At 45.0% G+C, this 25415-nt stretch carries 17 protein-coding genes and 1 tRNA gene; 9 read left to right on the top strand and 9 right to left on the bottom strand.

Annotated elements, in window-relative coordinates; genetic code table 11:
* Nucleotides 1–37 precede the first annotated feature (37 nt).
* A complete protein-coding gene (gene hutI, locus IE070_RS02575) occupies nucleotides 38–1264 on the bottom strand; it encodes an imidazolonepropionase (protein ID WP_189480165.1) in 1227 nt (408 codons plus the stop codon).
* A gap of 122 nt (nucleotides 1265–1386) precedes the next feature.
* On the opposite strand from hutI, the gene hutC reads away from it, so the two are divergent.
* From hutC to IE070_RS02555, 4 genes are all read left to right on the top strand, one after another.
* Nucleotides 1387–2094, top strand: coding sequence for a histidine utilization transcriptional repressor HutC (gene hutC, locus IE070_RS02570; RefSeq protein ID WP_189480163.1), 708 nt, complete (start codon nucleotides 1387–1389; stop codon nucleotides 2092–2094).
* 11 nt (nucleotides 2095–2105) lie between these two features.
* Nucleotides 2106–3788, top strand: a complete 1683-nt coding sequence (hutU, locus tag IE070_RS02565) for a urocanate hydratase (RefSeq protein ID WP_189480161.1) — start codon at nucleotides 2106–2108, stop codon at nucleotides 3786–3788.
* An 8-nt stretch (nucleotides 3789–3796) separates the two neighbouring features.
* Nucleotides 3797–5332, top strand: a complete 1536-nt coding sequence (gene hutH / locus IE070_RS02560; protein ID WP_189480159.1) for a histidine ammonia-lyase — start codon at nucleotides 3797–3799, stop codon at nucleotides 5330–5332.
* Nucleotides 5333–5488: 156 nt separating this feature from the next.
* Nucleotides 5489–7510, top strand: a complete 2022-nt coding sequence (locus tag IE070_RS02555) for a methyl-accepting chemotaxis protein (RefSeq protein ID WP_189480157.1) — start codon at nucleotides 5489–5491, stop codon at nucleotides 7508–7510.
* Here IE070_RS02555 and IE070_RS02550 read toward each other — a convergent pair.
* The 4 genes from IE070_RS02550 to IE070_RS02535 are packed head-to-tail and all read right to left on the bottom strand — an operon-like array spanning nucleotide 7500 to nucleotide 10677.
* Nucleotides 7500–8333: a Rossmann-fold NAD(P)-binding domain-containing protein gene (locus IE070_RS02550; protein WP_229796900.1), complete on the bottom strand. Its 834-nt coding sequence runs from the start codon at nucleotides 8331–8333 to the stop codon at nucleotides 7500–7502. The two genes, IE070_RS02555 and IE070_RS02550, sit on opposite strands and share 11 nt — an antisense overlap.
* A 1-nt stretch (nucleotide 8334) precedes the next feature.
* Nucleotides 8335–9237, bottom strand: coding sequence for a bifunctional GNAT family N-acetyltransferase/hotdog fold thioesterase (locus tag IE070_RS02545; RefSeq protein ID WP_189480155.1), 903 nt, complete (start codon nucleotides 9235–9237; stop codon nucleotides 8335–8337).
* Complete coding sequence (gene dtd, locus IE070_RS02540; protein WP_189480153.1) at nucleotides 9237–9677, bottom strand: D-aminoacyl-tRNA deacylase; 441 nt, start codon at nucleotides 9675–9677, stop codon at nucleotides 9237–9239. The genes IE070_RS02545 and dtd overlap by 1 nt, the downstream gene beginning before the upstream one ends.
* Before the next feature lie 37 nt (nucleotides 9678–9714).
* A complete protein-coding gene (locus tag IE070_RS02535; RefSeq protein ID WP_189480151.1) occupies nucleotides 9715–10677 on the bottom strand; it encodes a virulence factor BrkB family protein in 963 nt (320 codons plus the stop codon).
* A 236-nt stretch (nucleotides 10678–10913) separates the two neighbouring features.
* Here IE070_RS02535 and IE070_RS02530 point away from each other — a divergent pair, with 236 nt between their 5' ends.
* From IE070_RS02530 to IE070_RS02515, 4 genes are all read left to right on the top strand, one after another.
* Nucleotides 10914–11609, top strand: a complete 696-nt coding sequence (locus IE070_RS02530) for a pirin family protein (RefSeq protein WP_189480149.1) — start codon at nucleotides 10914–10916, stop codon at nucleotides 11607–11609.
* A gap of 177 nt (nucleotides 11610–11786) precedes the next feature.
* Complete coding sequence (locus IE070_RS02525) at nucleotides 11787–13922, top strand: TonB-dependent siderophore receptor (protein ID WP_189480147.1); 2136 nt, start codon at nucleotides 11787–11789, stop codon at nucleotides 13920–13922.
* Between the two features lie 3 nt (nucleotides 13923–13925).
* A complete protein-coding gene (locus IE070_RS02520; protein WP_189480145.1) occupies nucleotides 13926–15092 on the top strand; it encodes an acetyltransferase domain-containing protein in 1167 nt (388 codons plus the stop codon).
* A gap of 119 nt (nucleotides 15093–15211) precedes the next feature.
* On the top strand, nucleotides 15212–16126 hold the full coding sequence (locus tag IE070_RS02515; RefSeq protein WP_189480143.1) for a pirin family protein: 915 nt from the start codon (nucleotides 15212–15214) through the stop codon (nucleotides 16124–16126).
* Between the two features lie 55 nt (nucleotides 16127–16181).
* Here the strand turns inward: IE070_RS02515 and IE070_RS02510 are convergent, their stop codons facing one another.
* Nucleotides 16182–18398, bottom strand: coding sequence for a putative bifunctional diguanylate cyclase/phosphodiesterase (locus IE070_RS02510; RefSeq protein ID WP_189480141.1), 2217 nt, complete (start codon nucleotides 18396–18398; stop codon nucleotides 16182–16184).
* Between the two features lie 227 nt (nucleotides 18399–18625).
* Between IE070_RS02510 and IE070_RS02505 the strand changes: the two genes are divergently transcribed.
* The gene (locus IE070_RS02505; protein WP_229796899.1) at nucleotides 18626–19408 is read left to right on the top strand and encodes a substrate-binding periplasmic protein; all 783 of its coding nucleotides are present in this window, start codon (nucleotides 18626–18628) and stop codon (nucleotides 19406–19408) included.
* A 489-nt stretch (nucleotides 19409–19897) separates the two neighbouring features.
* Here IE070_RS02505 and IE070_RS02500 read toward each other — a convergent pair whose 3' ends face one another.
* The 3 genes from IE070_RS02500 to IE070_RS02490 all read right to left on the bottom strand — a co-directional run bounded on the left by IE070_RS02500 (nucleotide 19898) and on the right by IE070_RS02490 (nucleotide 24880).
* Nucleotides 19898–21031, bottom strand: a complete 1134-nt coding sequence (locus IE070_RS02500; protein ID WP_189480139.1) for an EAL domain-containing protein — start codon at nucleotides 21029–21031, stop codon at nucleotides 19898–19900.
* Nucleotides 21032–21134: 103 nt separating this feature from the next.
* On the bottom strand, nucleotides 21135–24428 hold the full coding sequence (locus IE070_RS02495; protein ID WP_189480137.1) for a bifunctional diguanylate cyclase/phosphodiesterase: 3294 nt from the start codon (nucleotides 24426–24428) through the stop codon (nucleotides 21135–21137).
* 365 nt (nucleotides 24429–24793) lie between these two features.
* Nucleotides 24794–24880 (bottom strand) — tRNA-Leu (locus tag IE070_RS02490).
* Between the last annotated feature and the right edge of the window lie 535 nt (nucleotides 24881–25415).

Below are 25415 nucleotides of genomic sequence, written 5' to 3'. Positions count from 1 at the left end.
CAGCGCTTTACTTACCGCAAGGCTCCATGATCACGCCCTAAACAGCTAGCCGACAAAGTTTACCGCCAATCACCAACTGGCGCAGTGACTTGACACCAAATTGATAGCATAACTCGGCGGGCTGGCTAATGGCATAACAGCCAAAGTCAGCGCGCATGCCTGCAGCCAAAACACCACGATCGTTTAACCCCAATGCGTTGGCAGCATGTCGCGTTACGCCAAGCAGGGCTTCTTCTGGGGTTAAGCGAAACAAGGTACAGGCCATATTCAGCATCAGTTGTAATGAGCAAAATGGCGAGGTGCCAGGGTTCAGATCGCTGGCAATCGCCATCGGCACTTGATACTGCCGCAGTAAAGCAATCGGCGGTAACTGGGTTTCCCGCAAGAAGTAATAGGCCCCCGGCAGCAATACCGCGACGGTACCGGCCTTTGCCATCGCAGCGACACCGGCTTCATCTAAAAACTCAATATGATCGGCCGACAAGCCCGAGAATTCTGCAACCAATGCACTACCGCCTAAATTTGACAGCTGCTCGGCATGCGCCTTCACCGGCAAGCCCAAATCTTGCGCAGCAGCAAACACTTTGCGACTTTGCGCAATGCTAAAGCCGATCCCTTCACAAAACACATCTACCGCATCCACCAGCCCTTGCTGCTGTAACACAGCTAACATCTGACACACCTGTTCGATATAGGCATCGGCTTTATCTTTATATTCAACCGGCAGCGCATGAGCGCCTAAAAAGGTTTTCTGAATACTAATGGGATGATGCTCGTCTAGCAGGGCCGCCACCTCCAGCATCTTTTGCTCTGAGGCTAAATCTAAGCCGTAGCCTGACTTAATCTCGACCGTGGTCACACCTTCATTTTGTAAGGCATTTAAGCGATCTTTCGCTAACGTAAATAAATGTTCATGACTGGCTTCACGCGTCGCCCGTACCGTGCTGGCAATACCGCCTCCAGCGGCAGCAATCTCTTGATAGGTCGCACCTTGCAAGCGCATTTCAAATTCATTCGCACGATTGCCGGCATACACTAAATGGGTATGACAATCGATTAAGCCAGGTAACACCCATTGCCCTGCGACATCATAAAGTGGTGTACTCAGCGCATCAAAAGCCGGTAAGCCAGCTTTTGGGCCAGCATAAGCAATCAAACCATCCTTTACCGCGATAGCGCCATCGCTAATAGTGCCATAGGGCTGGCCATTCTCCGTCATGGTGGCCAATTGTGCGTTTAGCCATACGGCATCAAATTCAGTCATCTTTTCGCTCCACTGCATCAATCGCATTGAGAAATAGTCTAACTGAAAAACTTGTATATACAACCAAGATCCGCTATTTTTATCGCACGATGTCACAATGACCAAGACTCACTAGGTATTGCATGGCCAAATTTGCCGAAATAAAAGAATTTATGCTGCGCCAGATTGAAAGCGGTGCCTGGCCAGAACATAGCCGAGTGCCCTCTGAAAATGAGTTAGCCGAGCAATTTTCTGTGAGCAGAATGACCGCAAGGCGCGCGCTGCAAGAACTAACAGAACAAAGTATTTTATATCGCACCCAGGGGGTGGGGAGCTTTGTTGCTGCGCTAAAATCGCAATCTTCGTTGCTGGAAATTCGCAATATTGCCGATGAGGTGCAAAGTGGTGGTCATGCCTATAGCGCCAAATTACTGCAGCTTACCGAACTTCCCTGTCCAACCATAGTGGCGAATGCGCTGGGGTTAAAACGCAATGAGCCGGTGTTTTTTTCGTTGATTGTACATTTTTCGGATGCGCAACCGCTGCAATTAGAAGCCCGTTACGTTAATCCAAAACAGGTTCCTTTGTACACCAAGCAGGATTTTCAGGAAATTACCCCACACCTGTATTTAAGTGAAATCGCCCCGCTCACCGAAGCCGAGCATATTGTCGAAGCGATTTGGCCGGATGAATTTACCTGTCAGCATTTGGCACTGAAAAAACCCGAACCTTGCCTGCGCCTGACCCGCCGCACCTTTAGTCGTGATGGTGCGGTCAGCCTAGCCTATTTAACCTCTCCTGGCAGTCGCTATCGGCTGGGAGGCCACCTTAATTTTGCTCTACCACGTTAACTGAGGTTGCTATGAACACTAATCGTATAGATGAAAGCCGCGTGATCCGCGCCGCCCGCGGTAACAAAATCACCGCCAAAAGCTGGCAAACTGAAGCGGCCAAGCGCATGCTAATGAATAACTTAGATCCCGAAGTGGCTGAACACCCACAGGCATTAGTGGTGTATGGTGGTATTGGTCGCGCCGCCCGTAACTGGGCCTGCTTTGATAAAATTGTCGAAGTACTGGATCGTTTAGAAGATAACCAAACCTTATTGGTCCAAAGCGGCAAACCGGTTGGCGTTTTTCCCACGCATCCCGATGCACCAAGAGTACTGATTGCTAACTCAAACTTGGTCCCAGCTTGGGCCAACTGGCAGCACTTTAACGAGCTGGATCGCAAAGGCCTGATGATGTATGGCCAAATGACGGCAGGTTCTTGGATCTACATTGGTACCCAAGGCATAGTACAAGGCACCTACGAAACCTTTGTGGCCATTGCTAAACAGCATTTTAATGGTGTTGCCAACGGCAAATGGATTTTAACCGGTGGCTTAGGCGGCATGGGCGGCGCTCAGCCATTAGCTGCCACTATGGCCGGCTTTCATATGTTAGCCTGTGAAGTCGATGAAAGCCGTATCGATTTTCGGTTAAAAACGGGCTATGTTGATCAAAAAGCCTACTCGCTAGATGAAGCCTTAGCCATGTTAGAACAGGCCAAAGCCAGCGGTAAACCCACCTCGATTGGTTTATTAGCGAATGCCGCTGATGTATTTAGCGAATTAGTCGCCCGTGGCATTACCCCGGATGTAGTCACCGATCAAACCTCTGCGCATGATCCCCTTAATGGCTATTTGCCCCAAGGTTGGACCATGGAGCAAGCCAAAGCTAAACGTACAGAAGATGAAAACGCTGTGGTTGCAGCGGCAAAAGATGCCATGGCGGTGCAAGTAAAAGCTATTTTGACCATGCAGCAACGCGGTGCCGTCGCGACGGATTATGGTAATAATATCCGCCAGATGGCCAAAGATGTCGGTGTAGCAAATGCCTTTGATTTCCCTGGCTTTGTACCAGCCTATATCCGCCCATTATTCTGCCAAGGTATAGGGCCGTTCCGTTGGATCGCTTTATCTGGCGATCCAGAAGATATCTATAAAACGGATGCTAAAGTCAAAGAGCTGATCCCAGATGATCCACACTTGCATAACTGGCTGGATATGGCGCGTGAACGCATTCAGTTCCAAGGTTTACCGGCGCGGATCTGCTGGATTGGTTTAAAAGATCGCGCTCGTATTGCGCTGGCCTTTAATGAAATGGTGAAAAACGGTGAGCTCTCTGCACCGGTGGTGATTGGTCGCGATCACTTGGATTCAGGCTCAGTTGCTAGCCCAAACCGTGAAACCGAAGCCATGCTAGATGGCTCAGATGCCGTATCAGACTGGCCATTACTCAATGCGCTACTGAATACCGCTGGCGGTGCCACTTGGGTCTCACTGCATCACGGTGGCGGTGTCGGCATGGGCTACAGCCAACACAGTGGTGTGGTGATTTTAGCGGATGGTACCGAGCAAGCTGCCGCCCGTTTAGGTCGGGTGCTGTGGAACGATCCAGGCACTGGCGTGATGCGTCATGCTGATGCTGGCTACGCTATTGCTGTAGATTGCGCCGAAGAGCAAGGCCTTGACTTACCTATGATTAACCGTACTGCAGAATGAGAAATACTATGACATACGCCTTACATTTAACGCCAGGTAAGCTGACGCTGGCCCAATTACGTGCTGTAAAACAAGGTGCGGTAACCCTAACCTTAGATGACAGCGCCCTGCCGGCAATTGAAAAATCGGCGGCTTGCGTGGCCGATATTTTAAAACAAAACAAAGTGGTTTATGGCATTAATACGGGTTTTGGCTTACTGGCCAATACCCGGATCAAACACGAAGAGCTGGAATTACTGCAACGCTCTATCGTCCTATCGCATGCCGCAGGCTTTGGCCAGTTTATGGCCGATAGCACAGTACGTTTAATGATGGTGTTAAAAATTAACTCCTTAGCCCGCGGTTTTTCAGGTATTCGCTTAAGCGTGATCCAACTGCTGATCGATATGGTCAATGCCGAGCTTTACCCCTGCATCCCAGAAAAAGGCTCTGTCGGTGCTTCTGGCGATTTAGCCCCTCTAGCGCATATGGTGTTACCACTGATTGGCGAAGGGGAAATTTGCTATAAAGGGCAAATTTACGATGCCAAAGAAGCCTTCGAACTCGTGGGCTTACAGCCACTGACACTCGCAGCCAAAGAAGGTTTAGCCCTATTAAACGGTACTCAGGCTTCAACGGCATTAGCACTCGAAGGCCTATTCCGCGCTGAAGATGTGTTTGCAGCCGGCTCCGTTATTGGTGCCATGAGCGTAGAAGCCGCCCTTGGTAGTCGCGCGCCATTTGATCCGCGTATTCACCTTGCGCGCGGCCAGCAAGGGCAAATCGATGCTGCTGCCATTTATCGGCATTTGCTCGGTGCGGGCTCTGAAGTTGGCCAATCACATAAAGATTGTGAAAAGGTACAAGATCCTTACTCTCTGCGCTGCCAGCCCCAGGTTATGGGCGCCTGTTTAACGCAAATCCGCCATGCTGCCGGCGTGTTGGAAGTGGAAGCCAATGGCGTGACCGACAACCCGCTGGTCTTTGCCGACGACGGCGATATTCTTTCGGGCGGTAATTTCCATGCTGAACCCGTCGCCATGGCAGCAGACAATCTGGCCTTGGCCATTGCCGAAATTGGTGCTTTATCCGAGCGACGCATGGCACTGCTCATTGATGCCAGTTTAAGCAAGCTACCGGCGTTTTTGGTGCCAAATGGCGGCGTTAACAGTGGCTTTATGATTGCCCAAGTAACGGCTGCAGCACTGGCCTCAGAAAATAAATCGCTAGCCCATCCAGCTTCTGTCGACAGTTTACCGACCTCGGCCAATCAAGAAGATCATGTTTCCATGGCCACCTTTGCGGCACGGCGCTTAGCTGATATGGCTGAAAACACCACCGGCGTCTTGGCAGTAGAATATCTGGCAGCGGCACAAGGCTTAGATTTCCGTGCACCATTAAAAAGCACCACAACGCTAGAAACAGCCAAAGCCATTCTGCGGCAACAAGTCGCGTTTTATGACCAAGATCGTTATTTTGGACCTGATATTGAAAAAAGTGCTAGCATCGTGCGTGCGGGCGACTTAAACAGCTTACTGCCTAGCGCGATGCTCTGCAGTATTTAAAATCATCACGTTTATACATCCTGTTACAAAGCCCAGTTCTACTGGGCTATTTTTTATCCTCTGGCTAGACCACCCTATTAAAAACTGTTAATTTCACTGCTCACAGATCTTATGAAATAACTATACTGAAAATTGATCTGACAGAGGCAAGACATTATGACGTTAACCGTTGCACATAAAGTGAGTATTGGTTTTGGTTTCATCACGTTATTACTGCTCATTGCCAGTATTTCAGCATTGGGTAGCTTTAGCAGTATTACAACCGCGAATACCCAGGTAAATGAATTAGCGGTACCCGCCCAACAACAAAGTAACCTAGCGCAAATCGAGTTGTTACAATTAGCACGTTTAACGGCCTCAGGCTTTACTGCCGAACAAGCAGCCGATATTGAGCGAGCCCAACAAAACTTTAAGCAACAACAGCAGCAATTTACCACCCTGTTACAAAGTCTTAATCAGTTAGCACTGGATCGCGAACTTAAACAAAAGCTAGACACAGCCGCCGCACACGTGACAGGGTATATGCAAGCTACTGAGCAGATGTTTAATGCCCGTTTGCAAAGCTTAACCTTTTCAGTACAGCTCAACACAGAGCTAACGAACATGGAAGGCTTACTGGATGAAACGGGTGCCGCCTTAATTGAACTCAGTGAGCTGGCATTACCGCGTAATCAGCAAACGGCAGAAATTATTGCGGGTACTGCGGCACGCATAGACGGACAACTTGTTGGATTGGTCAATACGTTGCGCGAAATTGCCGGTTATAATGATGTTTCGCAATTTGAACGTAACAAAGACAATATCAGCTTTGCGATCAGCGATATGCAAGTTAATGTCGATTATTTATCGCAGTTGGCCGCGAATATTGATACTGATGGATTGTGGCAAAGCTTTGCCGAACAATGGCAATTACTAAACGATCAATTGGCAACAGACGACAATATTGTGCAGTTAAAAGCGAAACAACTTAGTGAACTGCAGCAGGCCAGAAACGCGTTAAATACTGCAGAACAACAAGTTGAACTCGCGTTGCAGCAGTTGGGGCAAGTTGTTACTGCAGCGGATCAACAGTTTACTAGTCTTCAACAAGAAGCTTCTTCGGCCTTAAGCTCAGGCAGCACGCGCACCTGGGGCATTATGTTTGTGTTGATTCTGCTAGCCGGCGCAACGGCATATTTCACTATTAATGCCATGCTAAGGCCACTGGCAGGCATAAATCATATTCTGGGCTATATTGCCCAAGGCGATTTAACCCGTAAGTTACACATAAAACAGCAAGATGAATTTGGCAATTTATCTGAAAAAGTAAACAGCCTTATCAATGCGTTAAGTGGCTTACTCACTAACATACAACAAAATGCCGCAGCGCTTAGTCGTACCTCTGCTCAGTCTTCACAAGCGGCTGGCGACATTAATCAATCTTTGCATTTGCAACAAGAACAAATTAGCAGTGTTGATCGCATTACCGAACAACTCGCCCACAATACACAAACTGTTGCCTCGCAAGCTGCAGAAGCCGGCGAGGCGATGCAACAAGCCATGCAACAAAGCCAACAAATTAGTCAATTGGCCTCTGACAACAATAGCCGTATCACCAAGCTTGCGCAGCAATTGATTAATACCAGCAGCTTGATGACCAAAGTTAATGATGAGTCAACGAATATCGGCGGCATTTTAACCACCATTAGTGCCATTGCCGAACAAACCAACTTGTTAGCATTAAATGCTGCGATTGAGGCAGCTCGCGCTGGTGAACAAGGACGCGGCTTTGCGGTCGTAGCCGATGAAGTGCGCTCGCTAGCGGGTCGCACACAACAGGCCACCAGTGAGATCCGCGCAATGATTGAACATTTACAACAACAAAGCCGGCAAGCAGTTAATGCCGCGCTCGCGGGCAAAACAGATGCTGAAGCCTGTGTGCTCACAATGACTGAGTTAGTCCAGGCGCTTACGCAAGTCACACAAGCCATCTCTGCCACCTTGCATATTAGCGCGGCGGTAAACCAAGCCAGCAGTGGTCAATTACAGCTAGGCCAAGCCATTAATGATCGGATGCACCACATGGTCGGCTTAGCACAAGACAGTGCCAAGCAAGCTGAGCAAACGTTACTGTATAGTGACGAGGTTGCGCAACTGGCTGAACAATTACAGGCAGCAGCGGCGCAGTTTAAGATTTGACATCACACGCGGCCAGCGCCTGTATTGCATCAGGAAACTGATAGCTAAATCCAGTGTCTCGACTTAACGCCATTGCCAGCACTCGACGTGCGTGTTCAGTTGGCTCAGCAGTAAAGTTTATTGAAGCAGTGCTTCCCAACTGTTCTAGCGCGGCCTGATAAAACGTCGCTTTACTCACCGCTTGTGGTGCACTAAGATTGTAATAGGGTTGCGGCAATGGCCAGTGTTGTAAAATTGCTAATATCGCGTTGGCGACATCGTTGCTGTGTACCATATTTAGCGGATGTGCGGCACCACTTAGCGTTTTTCCTTGCACAAAACGTCCAGGGTGACGCCCCGGCCCCATTAAGCCCGACAAACGTAACGTTAACCAAGGGCCATTATCACGCAATACCTCTTCGCCTTCGGCTAATAATGCCACTCTTGGCTGAGCCACCTGAAGCACTGCCGTTTCATCTACCTCGCCGGTCAAGCCTTGATAAACGCCTGTGGAGCTAATATGGATCCCGCCTTTGCTGCCGGCCTGCTGGCAAAGTAAAGCCAGTCTTTTTAATACTACCAGATAATCTGTTGTGCCACCCGCACGACCACCTGGTGGAATAGCACAGATCACCCATGCATCTTTAAATAACGCCAACAATGCGGCGGAGGGCGCAGCATTATCTAGCGGTAATGTAATACCTAAAATGGGAGAAGCTAATGATTGCGCTGCCGCGTGGTTACGCCGACTGCCATATACCTGCCAGCCTGCATCATTGAACGCTGGTGCGATCTGCTGGCCTAGCCAACCACAGCCCACGATAATTATCTTTTTATTCATCATCTTACTCCGGCAATACGGCATATCGGCCATTAAATTCAGCACAACGCTCACCGTCGCAATACAATACTACCCGGATATGTTGCTGCACTTTGAGGCCATTCGCCAGCGCGCGTAAATCACCTCGGGCATCGGACACACGGCAAATAGCCTGAGGCATGCTGCGAATGGGTTTAAAATAGCGAATAGAAGCATCCGCCAGCACTTGCATACCACTTAATCCCAAACTGTGTAATTGTAAATATAACAGCCCCCACCCTGTTAATGTGGCTAGCGTATAAATGCTGCCAGCAAACATCGTTTGATGCAGATTAATATTCGGAGCAAGCGGTGCTGAACATTGCAGTTGATAGCCATCAAAATGATCAATGTGTAACTGCATAAACGCACTTAGTGGGATAGTGTTATGCCAGGTTTGTTGCAATGTCTGGCAGCCATCAGCCCAGACACTCGGCTCACCTGATAACATTAACGCTTTTAGCATTTTTCGATGGCGGATCCCAAACTGGGTTGGCGCCGCAGCAACGTCGGTGTAACCCAGTTTATGATAAAAGGGGATCGCCGTTTCACGGGCATTTAATACCACGGTTTTTACACCTAGCACGACAGCCTGCTGTTCAAGGCCTTCGAGTAGTCTCGCGCCAGCGCCTTGCCCTTGCCACGCATCGGCAACCGCCATATAGCGGACTTGTGCAATATCGCTATCCACACTATGTAAACGGCCCACCGCAGCAATTTCACCTTGGTCAGATACCAACATTAAATGCACACTTTGCGCCTCTAAATCATCCTGTTCTGATCCTAAAGGTTGCTGCCAAGGCGCCCGCAACACACGCCAGCGTAATTGATAATAGGCCTGCCACTCAGCCGCCGTTTCAGGCTGTTTTAACACTAAGCCTTTGGCCATTATCGACTCTCCAACAAAAAGGTCACCGGGCCGTCGTTAATTAAACTGACCTGCATATCTGCGGCAAAACGGCCCGTTTCGACCACTACCCCCAAAGTGCGACAGGCCTGACAAAACTGCTGATAGTAGTTTTCAGCCAATACCGGCGCGGCCGCGGGTGTAAAACTGGGACGCAAACCAGAGCGCGTATCTGCCGCCAGTGTAAATTGCGACACCACCAGTAAACTGCCACCAGCTTGCTGCACATTTAAGTTCATTTTGCCATTGTCATCGCCAAACACACGATAACGCACCACTTTTTCAGCCAGCTTTTGAACATCGGTAACACTATCACCCGCTTCAACCCCCAGTAATACCAGTAAGCCACGTTCTATGGCCCCTACCGTTTCACCTGCTACCGTCACACTCGCTTGGCTAACGCGTTGAATTAATGCTTTCATACAAATCAATCACCTAACTTATACTGGGTTTGTTTTATTAACGAGGCCTGCTTTCTTCAGTGGGCTTGTGTTCTTCAGTTGAAATATCTTCTTGCTCATTATCAGGTCTAGGTAGCACAACGCCACTGGCAATAACGGGCATCGGACAGACTTCCTCTTCGCGACATTGGCCATTTTCACGTTGCTGTAAAAACGCGGTAAGCTCCGCCCCCAACAACACAACCATCCAAGATAAATGCACCCAAACAAACAAAATAGGCAGCAAGGCTAGCGCGCCATAAATGGTTTGGTACGTTGGAATATGTGTGACGTAAAGGGCAAATCCCCGCTTAGAGAGTTCGAACAAAATTGTGGCCAGCAAGGCCCCCCATAAAGCATGTTTTACCCTGACTTTAATATTAGGCACCACGAGATATAAAACAAAAAATGCGGCTAAAGACATTAAATAGGGTACAGCCCCTAACATAACGGTCGAGAAACCTGAGGTATAATCATCGGCGAAACGGCTTAAACCGATCAAATAAGACGTTACGCCAATCGATATCCCCACAAAAATAGGACCTAAGGTTAAAATCAACCAATAGATCGAAAAGGAAATAACCAGACGCGGGCGACTCGTAACTCGCCAAATTCTATTTAAGGTTTTATCGATATTATGAATAAGCAGTAAGGCAAAAAACACCAGTGCCAGAATACCAATTGCGGTCATTCCTCCCGTATTACCAATAAAAGTGTTTAAATAGGCCTGAATTTCATCACCACGAGACGGGATCACATTGGCATAAATAAAGGCTTCCACATGCGCGTGTAAGGTGGCAAACATAGGGAATGCCGTTAGCATAGCAAACATTACAGTGATCAATGGCACCAAAGACAACATTGAAATGTAGGTTAAATAACCGCCTACCATTGAGATTTGGTCTTGCTGACAACGCTGCCCATAAGCGCTTATAAATTCCCGACTTAACTGCCAATACCTTAGCCAGTCTAAACGTTGCATCTGCGCTCCATGACGATGATTAAGTGAATGATTTTTTTGATATTAAAGATGATCAATAAATTAGAACATTTCATCTCATTTAATTCGATGTAATCAGTTGTTGTTCGCCATTACACTATATCAACTTACTGTAATCGTTTTACGGTAATCAACCAGACAGGTACACACAGCTGCTGTTACAACTCGGCAAGGCTCGAGTGTTCCATGTCCTTAATACCGTCTATTGGGAGCATACCATGTTTGAAATTATTCGTGCTAATGAACGAGGCCGCGCCCATTTTGGCTGGTTAAAAAGTCAACACACGTTTTCCTTTGGTGACTACTACAATCCTAAGCAAATGGGATTCTCCGCATTGCGAGTAATAAACGATGACGAAGTAGCACCTGGCGCCGGCTTTAGTACCCATGGTCATCGTAATATGGAAATTATTAGCTATGTGCTAGAGGGACAGATTGCCCATAAAGATTCTGCCGGTAATGAAGAAATTTTACCGGCGGGGGAATTTCAGTTAATGAGCGCGGGTTCAGGCATTTATCATAGTGAATACAATGCCAGCAACAGCGAAAAACTGAAATTTCTGCAAATTTGGATTGAGCCCAATGTCAAAGATGGTGAGCCTAGTTATCAACAAAAAGATTTTGGCCAATCAGCAGGCATTACTTGGGTTATTACACCAGATGGGCGCGATGGCACGCTGCAAATTAGGCAAGAAGCCGCTTTAGCGCAAATAATATTACCTGAGCACACCGAACTTGAACTGCCCGTAACTACTGGTAACGCTTACTATCTTCATGTGATTAACGGTGAGTTAACCCTCGACGGACAGCAACTGTTCCCGGGTGATGGTATAAAACTCGCGGCGATCGCTAATGCAACAGTCTCTGTTATTAATGGCCCGGTAAGAGCCTTATGGTTTGAACTGCCCGCATAACGTCTTTTTGCTTCGGCAAAGTAGAGGCCTCAACCATTAAAAACGCAGTGTCTTGTTGCCCCCCTCAAGCATGCCGCTCACTCCCCAAGCTTGCCGCTAGAGATACTTAGAGGTCAGATTCTTCATACTGGCCTCTTATTTTCACCCTAAAAATATGCTATGTTATAACAAATCTTTATGTTTCTTCTTTCTCTTATCGAGGCCGCCATGTTTGCTGTCACCCGCCCTACTGCCTTATCGCTTGCTATAGCAGTAGGCTTATCGCCATTAACAACCTTTGCTTCTAGCACGGATGACACAGCAGATATTGAACATATCAGCGTAAATTACAAACAAGCCTATCGGGGGGATGTGCCGTTGCGTTTGCAAGCGCAAGCTGTCGAGAGTATTCACCTAGAAATGATCCGTGACAATGGCATCACCCGCTTTCAAGACGCGTTAGATTTGGCTGGCAGTATTGCCCGGCAAAATAATGGTGGCGGCTTATGGGATAGTTTTTCAATTCGTGGTTTTCCAGGTAATGAAAACATGCCTTCTGGCTACCTGGTTAATGGGTTTAATGCTGGACGTGGGTTTAGCGGTAACCGCGATTTAGTGAACGTTGAATATATCGAAATTTTAAAAGGCCCGGGTTCTGCCTTGTTTGGTCGCTCTGAGCCTGGTGGAACCGTTAATATCATTACAAAAAAGCCGCAGCACCAAACGGAAGGGTATGTACAAGTATCAGCCGGTAGCTATGATCAGTATCGCGTAGAAGGCGATTATACCACTGGCCTGACTGACCAAGTCGCGGTAAGACTTAATGGCGCAGTGCAGGAATTTGGCAGCTTTCGCGACTTTGTTTTTACCGATAAGACGGTCTTCACCCCGTCAGTGCGTTACGCCCTTAACGATAACACGGCTCTGCTATACGAGTTTGAATATCTTAAACAATCGCAATTATTTGATCGCGGTTATCTGGTACTTAACAACGATTTAAAGACCTTACCTCGCTCCCGCTATTTAGGGGAACCAGCCGATGGTGCAACAGAGATTGATGCAACCGGTCATCAACTTACGCTGGAATCAACGCTCGCCTCTGGCTGGTCCTTTTTAACCGGATTGAGCTATCGTGAGTCGTCACTCGAAGGCAACTCTTCGGATGCAGAGCTGGCGCGCGCGCGCCAAAGTTTATTTAACGACGGCACCACCTTAACCCGCCAGCGTCGAAATCGTGATTATCGGGCTGAAGATTTAAGTATTCGGGCTGAGCTCAGTGGCAATATTAATCTGTTTGGTAAAACACACCATATTTTGATGGGCGCTGATGGCTATGATTACAGTTTGTATACGCTATTAGGACGTTTCCGCGGCCCGGCAGGGAGCTACAGCCTGGATATCTTTAATCCTATCTATGGCGCGACAGCGCCCGATCCTAGGCCACTGTATATCAATGACGAAGCGCAGTGGGGGCTGGGTGTTTTTATACAAGATCAGATCAAACTGACTGAACGCTGGCACCTCTCGTTGGGCGTGCGGCTGGATCGTTATCGATTACAAATTGCCGAGCTGTTAGCAAATAGCTTTAGTAAGCAAGTTGATAGCAAGGTGAGCCCGCGTATTGGCGTAGTATATGAGCTAAGTGATGCCCTAACGTTTTACAGCAGCTATACCGAAGGCTTTATACCGCTTAGCGGTACCGATTTTAATCGTAACCCGTTTGCCCCCGAGGAAAGTCAGTCTTTTGAGTTCGGCGCTAAATACAGCGCGGGCAGTACCCAAGGCACGCTTAGCTTTTTCGATGCTGAAAAATCTAACATCCTTACCTCTGATCCAGTAAATGTAGGTTTTCAAGCGACGTTAGGACGAGCACAAAGCCGCGGTATCGAGTTTGAACTACATCGTCATTTAACCGATAACCTCTATTTAGATTTATCGTACGCCATGATGGACACCAAAACCGTTGGCGAAGTGATCAACGCTGACTGGGGCTCTCTAGTTCCCTCAGGCAGCCGCTTAGTCAATGTGCCCCGTCATCAAGGTACCGCCATCTTAACCACCGAAACAACCCTTGCCAGTAAAGCCAGCAAGTTTGGCATTAAAGCACGCTATATTGGCAGCCGTTTGGGCGATTCGGTCGATCCCAGTTATCAATTAAAAGCGGTAACGCTGTTCTCTGCATTTATGCATATTGACTTGAGCACCCAGCTACAGGCCCAACTGAATATCGATAATATTTTCGATACACATTATGTGCATAATTCTTATAACCGGCTATGGACGGTACCGGGTGAACCCGTGAGCGTGCGGGCAGCAATAAGGTATCAGTTCTAAACTATGGACAAGGTTATCACTCAACGGATCCAGTCTATTGATATGTTGCGCGGACTGGTGATTTTAATCATGCTGCTTGATCATGTACGCGAACGCTTCTTCCTACATATGCAGGTAAGCGATCCGATGGATATTACTTCCACCGATCCCGCATTGTTTTTTAGCCGTTTTGCGGCGCACTTTTGTGCGCCCATTTTTGTATTTTTAACTGGTCTATCCGCTTGGCTCTATGCTCACCCAGCGCATGGCTCACCCCGTTCTGCCAGCGCATTCTTAGTTAAACGGGGCCTGTTTTTAATCGCCCTAGAATTTACCTTAATTACCTTTTCGTGGATGGGCAGTTATCATACGGTGTGGTTGCAAGTCATTTGGGTGATTGGCTTAAGTATGTTAGCACTGGCGGCACTATTGCACTTACCGCGCCGTGCGCAGTTGCTACTCGGTTTAGCACTGGTGTTAGGACATAACGCCCTAACGCCTATCACCTTTTTGCCGCATGAATGGGGTTATAGCCTGTGGACGATTTTGCATGATCGCAATATTTTAATGCAAACCGATACCCTCACGATCAAAATAAGCTATCCAGCACTGCCTTGGTTTGGGGTTATTTTATTGGGCTACTATGCTGGTCCTTGGTATGCCGCGACACAGGATCCTATAAAACGGCAGCGGATGCTGCTTCTTGCCGGCGCAACCATGCTATTACTATTGCTGGTACTGCGTGGATTTAATCTTTATGGCGAAACCTTACCCTGGCAGGCCAGTGATTCCCTACTTAACGGTATGATGTCTTTTTTGAATTTCACCAAGTATCCGCCTTCATTGCATTTTTTACTGGTTACGCTAGGTGGCATGTGTTTTATATTGTGTTGGCTGGAACGTGGGATGAGCAACGCGCGCCGTCCTTGGTTAGCGGCGAGCGGTCGAGTACTGCTGGTTTTTGGCTCTGTGCCAATGTTTTTCTATATCTTGCACTTGTACGCATTACTCTTAGTGTACAGCTTGGTGCTGTGGCTATTTGGTGCAAACCAGGGCCCATTATTTGGCGTAGATCACATCAGCACAATATGGCTTATTAGTATCTTACTCGCGGTTGTGTTGTACTGGCCTACCCGCTGGTTTAGCCACTATAAACATACGACGAAAAAACCTTGGTTGCGTTACCTGTAAACAACAGAGGCGGTTCCAAAGCCCCTTGAGAACGTAAAACACAAACCACGTTAATACTTGTGCTTCGCGGCTCAGTGGCCTACTCTGGGGATACCCTGATGAAAAGGAGATGCGTTGGCATGAGTAACAACACAACCGAAAAAGAGTCCGATTGCTTAATCTCTCGTGGCTGCGAAGTGATTGATTTAATTATTGAACCACGCGCTAAAGATTTAGGAGGCTTCTCTGTTCGTCGCTGCTTACCAGTACGTGAACGCAAAGCTATTGGCCCCTGGGTCTTTTTTGATGAAATGGGTTTAGCCCATTTCCCAGCAGGTGAAGGCGTAAATGTGCGGCCTCATCCTCATATCAACCTTGCCACAGTGACCTATCTGTTTACTGGCGAAATTCTACATCGTGATTCCTTAGGGAGTGAGCAAGCCATTCGCCCAGGCGATATCAATTTGATGGTAGCGGGCAAAGGCATTGTGCACTCCGAACGTGAGCGGCCAGAAGTCCATAACGTGCCACATAGCTTACATGGACTACAACTGTGGTTAGCCTTACCTGAAGCGGATGAAGAAACAAACCCCGCTTTTTATCACTATCCTTCCGCCACTATACCCGCTTTAGAGATTGCTGATGTCCCCGTGCGAGTATTAATTGGTTCGGCGTATGGGATCACTTCACCGGTAAAATGCTTTTTTGATACCTTATACCTAGAAGCCGATTTAAAAACCGGACAACAACTGATACTTCCTAACGCGGCTGAGCGCGGGTTATATGTGTTAAGTGGCGAAATCACACTCCAAGATACCAAGATTACAGCACACCAATTGGTGGTATTACACGCTGCTGAAGGCGTATGTATCACGGCAACGCGTGCAGCACGTATTGCGCTTATTGGTGGAGAACATATTGGCAAACGCTATGTTGAATGGAATTTTGTATCAAGCAGTAAAGACAGAATTGAACAAGCCAAAGCCGATTGGCAAGCAGGACGTTTTGCTAAAGTGCCTGGCGACGAAACAGAGTTTATTCCGCTACCGAGTTAATTCGCTTAAGAAAATACGATTTATTGGTATGAAGCAATAGAGGCTATAGGCCTGCCTAGCCCTTTATAAAACGTTGAGATAATGTGCTAAACCACACGGCGAACTGTGCTGCGGGCATTGGTCGAGCAATACCATAACCTTGACCATATAAATAGCCAATCTCAAGTAACTTATTAATATGCTCTGTGGTTTCAACACCTTCTGCAATGGTTGACAATGCAAAAGCGTCAGCCAACCTACTCACACCTTGTAAGATGGCTAAATCGTCAGCGTCTGTCAGGATATCCCGCACAAAACTCTGATCTAACTTTAAGGTGCTTATCGGTAAACGTTTTAAATAGAATAACGATGAATAACCCGTACCAAAATCGTCTAATGAAAATGTTACCCCCATCGCAGCACAGGCTTCCATGGTATTAAGTACGCCAGTGATATCTTGCAATGCACTGGTCTCTAGTATTTCTAACTCCAACATACTGGGCGGTACATTTGGGAATTGTCGGCAAATTTCCTGTAATTGCATTGCAAAATCGCTTTGTTGTAGATGATTTGCTGCAATATTTACCGATATTGCCATGTTGAACCCGAGTTGCTGCCAGAGCTCATATTGCCTGAATGCCTCTGTGATAACCCATTGTCCCAGCGTTATGCCTAATTCATGATGCTCAATTGCAGGCAAAAATGCAGCTGGCGCTAATAGCCCCTTAGTAGGGTGTTGCCAGCGAATCAACGCTTCCACACCCACACAATCATAGGTCATTAAATTTACTTTTGGCTGATAAAACAATACAAATTCATTACGGGCTAAGGCTAAACGAATATCATCAACCTGCTTTAATTGGCCTCGGGTGTGTTGCTCTGCAGCAGCATCAAATAACGCATAACGATTTTTACCGGCTTGTTTAGCGGCATACATCGCTTGATCGGCTTGGCGCAAGAGCTGCTCAGAAGCAATGTCCTGCTCTTGCGGGTAAAAACTTACCCCAATACTAGCTGACAATTGCAAGGTATTACCTTGTACGACTAAGGGATCTGCCAAGCTGTGTAAAATACGCTCTAAACACGGTTGGCAATCTTGTAGGTTAGCCAGCGGCTGAAGTAAAAAAACAAATTCATCGCCACTGATGCGTGCTATTACGGATTGAGGAGGTAACAATGTCGCCAAGTGTAAACTTAACGCTTTTAGTACCTGGTCACCAAACTCATGACCAAAACGATCATTCACCATTTTAAAGCCATCTAAATCCAAAAACGCTAATGCTAATTTCTGCTTAGATTGCTTGGCATCTTGTATAGCCTCTTGTAAGCGCTCGGTTAATAACAAACGATTAGGCAATCCCGTTAGCGCATCATAGTGCGCCAAGTGAGCCAAACGCTCTTGCGATAATTGCCGGGTATGTTCCAATTGGAAAAGCTGTTGTCGCATCTGCGACAGCCACCCCAGCACCGTGCCTTCTTTCCCCGCGGCCACGGCAATGTCTGTTGTAAAATCACCACGGCCCAGTGCAGTAATAAGCCCATAGAGCTGTGAAACAGGCACACCCAAAATTGCCAATTCTCGCTGTTTCAAATGCCATAACAATAAAACCAATGTAATACCCAGTGCTACAAAGACCCACCGCAAAAACTGGGCCTGTTGCAAAGCTTGATTAACTGCATTGTCGGTGCGGCTGCTCATTAACGCAAAAATATCATCGATGGGCTGCATAATACCAGCCTTTGCTTGATGATAAGCATCGTCATATAACATCGCAAGCGCTTGCTTGCTAAGGGTAGGATCACCTGTTGCCACTAACGCCATCGCTTGCTGTTCTATTTTTGCCAGCGCATCTGACGCTTCTTTAGCCAACGTTAACTGAGATAATTCATGCTCAGTAAAACCCGCCTCTCGCATACGCGCTAATAATGCATGAGATTTAGCAAATGGTCGGGGGCGTTGATTAGACGCATCGACTAAATCCCAATAAATAAAATGATAATCTTCAGGTCTTGGGGCGTCGCCATTCCGGATAGCTAATATTTCATCAAAATGCTGACGATAGCGGGTCTCTCCTGTTACTGCGTAAGTGCGCACCATTCGCGTCAAATCATCAGATGATTGACGTAACTCGTCTGCTAATAGAAATGAATGCAATCGTATATTGTTAGCGTTATCTATATCGCGTTCAGCGTCAACATAGACAAAAAAGCTGAAAACAAACACGATAAACACCAATATCGTAAGGATTAAGCGCACATTAAAGCTGAACATCTTAGCTAACCACTGTTGCACTAAACACCTCAGCATATTTTCGGTTTATCTATTAACATTACAACTGTTTGCGATGGTGAGTTAATAATTAAGTACCAACTTATAGCATAGCTTCTGTCCATATATTAACGTATAACTATATTCTGAAAAGGGAGGTGCTAAACAAAAAAATTTCTACAACATAGCAATATTTCAAAAAATTTAGCTGGTTCTTTAGTTACTAACTGCTAATGTAAATAGAGCAGCGAATGTCATTAGAGGTGTTGATGCGCGGCTTTGCCCTATATGGTTTTTTAATTTTTTTTAATGCTAGTGTGTCAGCAGAAACCCAGACGATACGCGCCATTGTTAGTGACTCTAATGCGCCACCTTATGCTATTTTCAATGAAAAATTGCAATTAACCAGCGGTATCAGCAAGGATATTTTAGAAGTATTAGCCCAACGGACGCAATTACCATTACAATTTTTAGCCCTGCCTAGAGGGCGCGTTGAACAATGGCTCCTAAAAGACCAAGCAGATATTGCATGCTTTTTAAATCCAGACTGGGTAGCGCAGCCCAGCACATTATTGTGGAGCGGCGCCTTATTTACCACCAGACAAGTTTTGGTGAGACAAGATAATAAGCCCGCAGTTACCCAAATCGATGATATCTTAGGCAAGCGAATAGGTACAGATCGCGGCTTCAGCTATCCTGAGTTCGATGCAATGTTTGCTAACAAAGCATTAATTCGAGATGACGCGAATTCCCTACAAAGCAATTTAATTCGACTGCAAAAGCAACGCGTAGATGCTGTGCTAACGGTCGATTTGGCCTACCACTATTATCAATTACACCATAACAGCGAAGGGCTAAAAGCCGATTTACTCTGGACTACACCCGATGCTATTTATTGCGCCTTTAATCCAAACCAACTTAATCTCACGACAAAAATGCAGCAAACACTGCAACAGATGATTGCCGATGGCACAATTCAACACATATTACAGCGATATAAACCGAACCCGCTATCATCCACTATGGCGTTATAAAGATACACCTGCTTGAAGATATAAGAATAGCTTGATAAGCCATGCTAGCTGTCTCACAATGCAATGTTGCACTACAAAATATGTTCAAGAAATTTAAGGATGATTTCAATGCCAATCACCAGACCAAATAAAAAATCACCGAGTTTTAAAACAACGTGTTTGAAAACGCATTAAGAGTGTTAAATTTTGTCAATCCGGTTTATGAAATCGAAAAAATAATCTCGTATTATCATACTGGTTTTACATTTAGCGCGGGTGAAAATCCGAACACATCTTGGTCAAATAGTAACGATAAAATGCCTTCTCAAGTTAGAGAAGCACTAAGCAGTAGAAAAGATGAGTAGGTTAATGTCAGCTGTTCAATTTTCAAAGAGCAGCGTACTACTGCGGCACCGTCGTAAAGTCAGCCTTCGAAGCCCAAATAACCTATCATCACTATGCGGCACTGACATTGCCTGCTATACCCAATCAATACCGCATATGTAAATTCTAAAAACGTTTCGCCGCCTCTTTAAGAGGGGATACCGAACTTTTTATACCGCTTAACGCTTCTTGCGTCACTTTTTGAGTATAAAACTTAGGTCGACCAAATAAATATCCCTGGAGTAAATCAATGTTATTATCCATAAGCCATTTCGCTTCATCTTCTGTCTCGATCCCTTCGGCAACCGTAGTAATACCGCTCGTTCTCGCAATACTGACCAAGCTTTTAACAATATTTTGTTTAAAAACATCATGATGCACATCACGCACCAGCTCCATATCAATCTTTACATAGTCCGGCCGTATTTTTTGGAGAAGGTTTAACCCAGACCAGCCTGAACCAATGTCATCCATCGCGACTTTAAACCCTGCATTTCGGTAAAATGCCAAAATACCTTTTAAATGGTTTAAATCACTACTTTGATGCGTTTCTGTTACTTCAAACACAATATCTGCTGGCGTTAATCCGAGTTCATAAATTGCTGCAGCAGTTGAGCGCAAGCAATAAGAAGGATCATAAATACTTGAAGGATTGAAATTAATAAACAACTTGCCACGTAACCTTGCAGCTGCGAAATGTTCGACTGCAGAGCGTCTGGCAACTAAATCTAAAGAAAAAAGTAAATCAGCTTGCTCAGCAAGCATAAAAGCCAATTGCGGCGGTACTATAGCATTAGTATCGTCACGCATCCTGAAAAGCCCCTCGTATGAATAAACCTTGGGGGTATCCAACGCGCTATGTGCATAAATAATTGGCTGAAACCACGTTTCATAATTTTCATGTTCAATGCTATTTATGAGCCATTTCGCTTTGTAACGATTAATCAAAATATTAAAGGTGGTCATGCGAGACATTGCATCAATATCAGGTGGCAAACTTGTCGCCATGGTGGTCAGCTTTGTGCCAGCTAGCTCAGCTTGCTCAAGTACACCATTCACACCAGTAAGGAAGTTAGAAACAGAACAAGTTTTTACCTGCACACAAATACAATGCGTACTGACCTGCTGAGCGACGTAATTTTGAGAACCTACATACCTTGCTAACTTGGCAAAGGTTTCAGTGGTCGGAACGAAAATCCAAAAATAAGTATCTTGCTCAAAAAAATAATCGTCAACCGACTCACAATCTGCACAGTACATCAGTAATCCTTAATTTATTTTTAATTACTGTTTAGTACGCTCAAGTTTTAGTTTAAGACCATAAGAACGGGCTTCCTTGAAACAAGGATAAGTCGAAAATACGTTAGATTACTAAAGCGTCAATAGAGCAAGGTTTGCCAAACAGATATCCTTGATATACTGAACAGCCCATTCGTTGCAGCAAATCACGCTGTGCTAATGTTTCAACGCCTTCAGCAATTACGTCTAAGTTCATTGCACTGGCTAATGTAATAACCGCTTGGGCAATTGCATGATCATTCTGGCTATTTAATACATCTCTTACAAAACTTTGATCTATCTTTAATTGATTAATCGGTAATGATTTCAAATAAGATAATGAAGAATAACCTGTACCAAAATCGTCAATTGAAAAGGTGATACCCAATGATTGCAGTTCAAGCATTTTAGCTTTTACATCGGGCACATTACTCGCTAAAAGCGTTTCGGTGATTTCAAGTTTGAGTCGTTTGGGATCCGCTCCCGTTTGCTGCAGAATATTGATAATACTTGATACAAAGTCTTTTTTACTAAATTGCACAACACTTATGTTTACTGCAATGCTCAACGTCATTAATTGTTCATCTTTAGACCACAAATAAAGCGTTTTACATGCTTCTGTCAAAACCCAATGACCAATGGGAACAATTAAACCCGTTTCTTCCGCTAAAGGGATAAAATCAGCAGGAGATATTATACCTTTAACATCATGATGCCATCTTAACAATACTTCAACGCCAACGACATGACCGAATTGGTCAACCTGCTTTTGAAATACTAATCTAAAGTTTTCTTGTTGCAGAGCCTCATATAAGTCATTGACTAACGCTGCCCTGATACTTACTGCAATTTGCATCTGAGGATCAAAGAATTGCGCATTATTTCGTCCAGCTTCCTTCGCTTTATACATTGCCATGTCAGCCTGCTTCAATAACTCCTCTTTGGAGGTTTCAGCGCCATTTAACATTGTTACACCGATACTTGCGGTAGTATTATAGATAACACCTTCAAGATTGTATTCACGTGTAAGATTTGAAATAATTTTTTGCGCTAAGGTTTCAGCTTGATTTGCGGCTGTCTGTTGATTCGGACTTAAATCGGTCACAACGATTACAAACTCGTCTCCCCCCAAACGCGCAACCGTATCCCCTTGTCTAACGGATTCAACTAAGCGTTTCGCAACCTGACACAACAATAAATCACCTGTATCATGGCCTGAACTATCATTTAAGTTCTTAAAATTATCTAAATCTAGAAAAAATAATGCCGCATATTTATTGTCTCGCGCACTATGATCAATGACGCTTTGTAACTTATTTAACAACAAACGGCGATTCGGCAATTGTGTTAATGAATCATAAAAAGCTAATTGATGTATCTCTTGTTCACGTTTTTTACGCAGCGTAATATCCCGAACAATACCGATGAAACTGGTTTCACCGGCCATTTTTACTGCAACAACACTTAATTCTATCGGAAAGGTATGACCATTTTTGTGCAATGCATCAAGCTCACGTACGCGACCTGTCACATCGCTTATACCGCGATTGATATAGTTTGATAGATAGTTATTGTGATGCTCACGGTGAGGAGATCCCATGAGAATATTAATGTTTTGCTTTAAAATCTCTTCACCACGGTAACCAAATATCTCTTCTGCAGCTTGATTGAATGTTAAAATAAGACCATGACTATCGATACTGATAACACCATCGAGCATGCTCTCGACAATGGCCTGCATTTGTTGAGACTTTTCATCTAACGAGCTTTCTGCTTTTATTTGATCATTAATATCAAAATGAGTCCCCAACATCCATTCCGCTCGTCCATCAGCCGTTCTAGAGGACACTCGGCCACGCGTATTAATCCAAATCCAATCGCCTCTTTTATGCTTCATGCGCATATTGGCTTCGTAAATCGGGAGCAATCCTTTTGTATGCTGTTCAATTTGAGCAAAACAATATTTTAGGTCTTCAGGATGAGTTAAACGTTCCCATGTCTCGCGGTTAATTGGGGATAACTCACGAATATCGTACCCTAGTAATGCTGCCCATTTATCATTGATGAATAATTCACCTGTTTGTATGTTTAAGTGCCATGTCCCAATATTATTAGCATCAATAACTGCTTTTAAAAGATTTTTACTCTCTCGAATAAGCTCTTCATCTCGTTTTTCTTTGGTTATATTCGTTTCTATGGCAAGGTATCCACTTAGCTCACCAGTTGCGTTTAAAAGCGGATTGCAGGCTATCCTTATCCAAAAAGGCGTATTTGCTTTTGAGTAATTTAATACATCAACCGTAAAGCTCTTTTGTTCAGCCAAAGCCTCAGCCATAATCTTAACGGTCTCGGGGTTTGTGTCAGCGCCTTGTAGTAAATGACCTGGCTTTCTACCAACCATATCTTCAATACTGTAACCACTTATATTGGTAAACGCCTCATTTATCCAAACAACAAGACCATTTGGATCGGTGATTACGATACCATTTGTTGTCTGCCTAACAACTTCAGATAACCTAATTAACTCTTCATTAGCCTTCATTTGTTCTGTTGTGTTTCTAATAACAACCAGAACCTCGCTATCATCAATTTTTCTGTAGCGGGCTTCAAATGACTTATCGTATTCTTTAAAAGTGTAATTATGATGAACGACTGTCTGACTATCAAAAGCACGCTTAACGTTTTGAACTAGTTCGTCGGCAAGTACTTTTGGCAAAACATCGTAAACGCTACGACCAATAAGATCATGCTTGGGTTTGAGTAAATCTGGGTGCTCATTACAAACAAGGAAACGAAATTCGCGATCGATTACAAAAACAATATCAGGGAGAGTAGAAAAAACTGACTCTGTTCTGGCCGCATTAATGACAAGTTGCTTTTTTAACATTGCATCATCAAGCCTTTTTATCTCGTGCTCAATAATGTCTGCTAAATCACGTAAGATCTGCTGCTCACCTTTTGAAAATTCACGAGGTGCAGAATCGATTAAACATAATGTACCTATCGGATGCCTATTTGACTCACACAAGGGGGCACCAGCATAAAAACGAATGTTAGGCGCACCCAAAACAAGTGGATTCGCGCGAAATCGTTCGTCTAAACTTGCATCAGGCACAATGAAAATATCAGACTGTAAAATTGCATGGCCACAAAATGAAATGGCTCGGCTTGTTTCGCATGCATCAAGCCCTACTTTAGATTTAAACCATTGCCTATCGCTATCAACAAGTGAAATTAAGCATGTTTCGACATTAAAAAGTTTTGCAGCTAAGCGGGTAATACGATCAAAACGCTCCTCTGCAGGTGTATCAAGCAAGCTCAAACGATGTAAAGCTTCAAGACGACCTATTTCATCATCGGCAAAATCCGGTGCACTCACGTTAAAATCCTATTTTTTATGAAAATTTTAATCTCTAGCAATCAATAAGTGATGATATCTACGCAGCTGAACTATTATAAGCGTTGAACATTAAAAAGATCATACTCTATTAAGATTAAGTGACCGAACGTAGGTATTCTCAACACCACAGCGCTAGCGAACTTCAAGAATAATAGGTGTGGAATACCAGACCTTCCGGTGTCAATAAAATTGAGCGATGAAAAATCGATTTTTGAGAGTGAAAGAAGACCGAAACTTAAACTAGAAAATAGTTAACTAGGATAGGCTATAGCAATTAAAGAAACATTAGTATTTTTATTTTTTGGTAATAAGAGGATTTACAGGATTCAAACGCTAAAAGGTGTTGGTGCCTAGGGTCGGACTCGAACCGACACGGAGTTTCCCCCGGCGGATTTTGAATCCGCTGCGTCTACCGATTTCGCCACCCAGGCACTGAGGGGTATTATGAAGTAAACGCCTGCATTATACGATGCAAACAGCGATGCGCAAGTAAATTAATACTGTGACAGTTTAGTTGCATAAAATTTCAGCAGAAGTGATAACGGGTGAGTCTCGAAATTATTGCCTATGGAAAGGGTGTGATGAAAAAACAGTTTTCACAATTAATACGGGTAGAGCCAGTAAACACAGAAAAGGAGACGCAAAACACATCAAAAATTTATTGAGTAAGAGAAGGCAGCAATAGGCTGGCGAACATCGACTCATGAAGAATCTAAAATGTTGTTGCTACACTTATAAAGTCCGCTAAAAAAACGCTGTCCTTTTAGCCAGTACTTTTTACCATATATGGCAAAAATGCAACGTAGTCTCACTAAGCGAAAGTCATTAACTCACTTATAATCTATCTAAAAACCGAAAAACATATTTAAAACAACACAACCAAAAAAGTCATAATAAATTAAAAATTCTCACAGTATCAAAAATAGATGGAATTAAATATAGCTAGGACCGATTAATTTTTGTTTA

The sequence above is a fragment of the Alishewanella tabrizica genome (assembly GCF_014652375.1).
Classification (GTDB): Bacteria; Pseudomonadota; Gammaproteobacteria; order Enterobacterales; family Alteromonadaceae; genus Alishewanella; species Alishewanella tabrizica.
The sequence above is the reverse complement of the archived record's forward strand: the minus strand, read 5'-3'. Positions and strand labels throughout refer to the sequence as shown.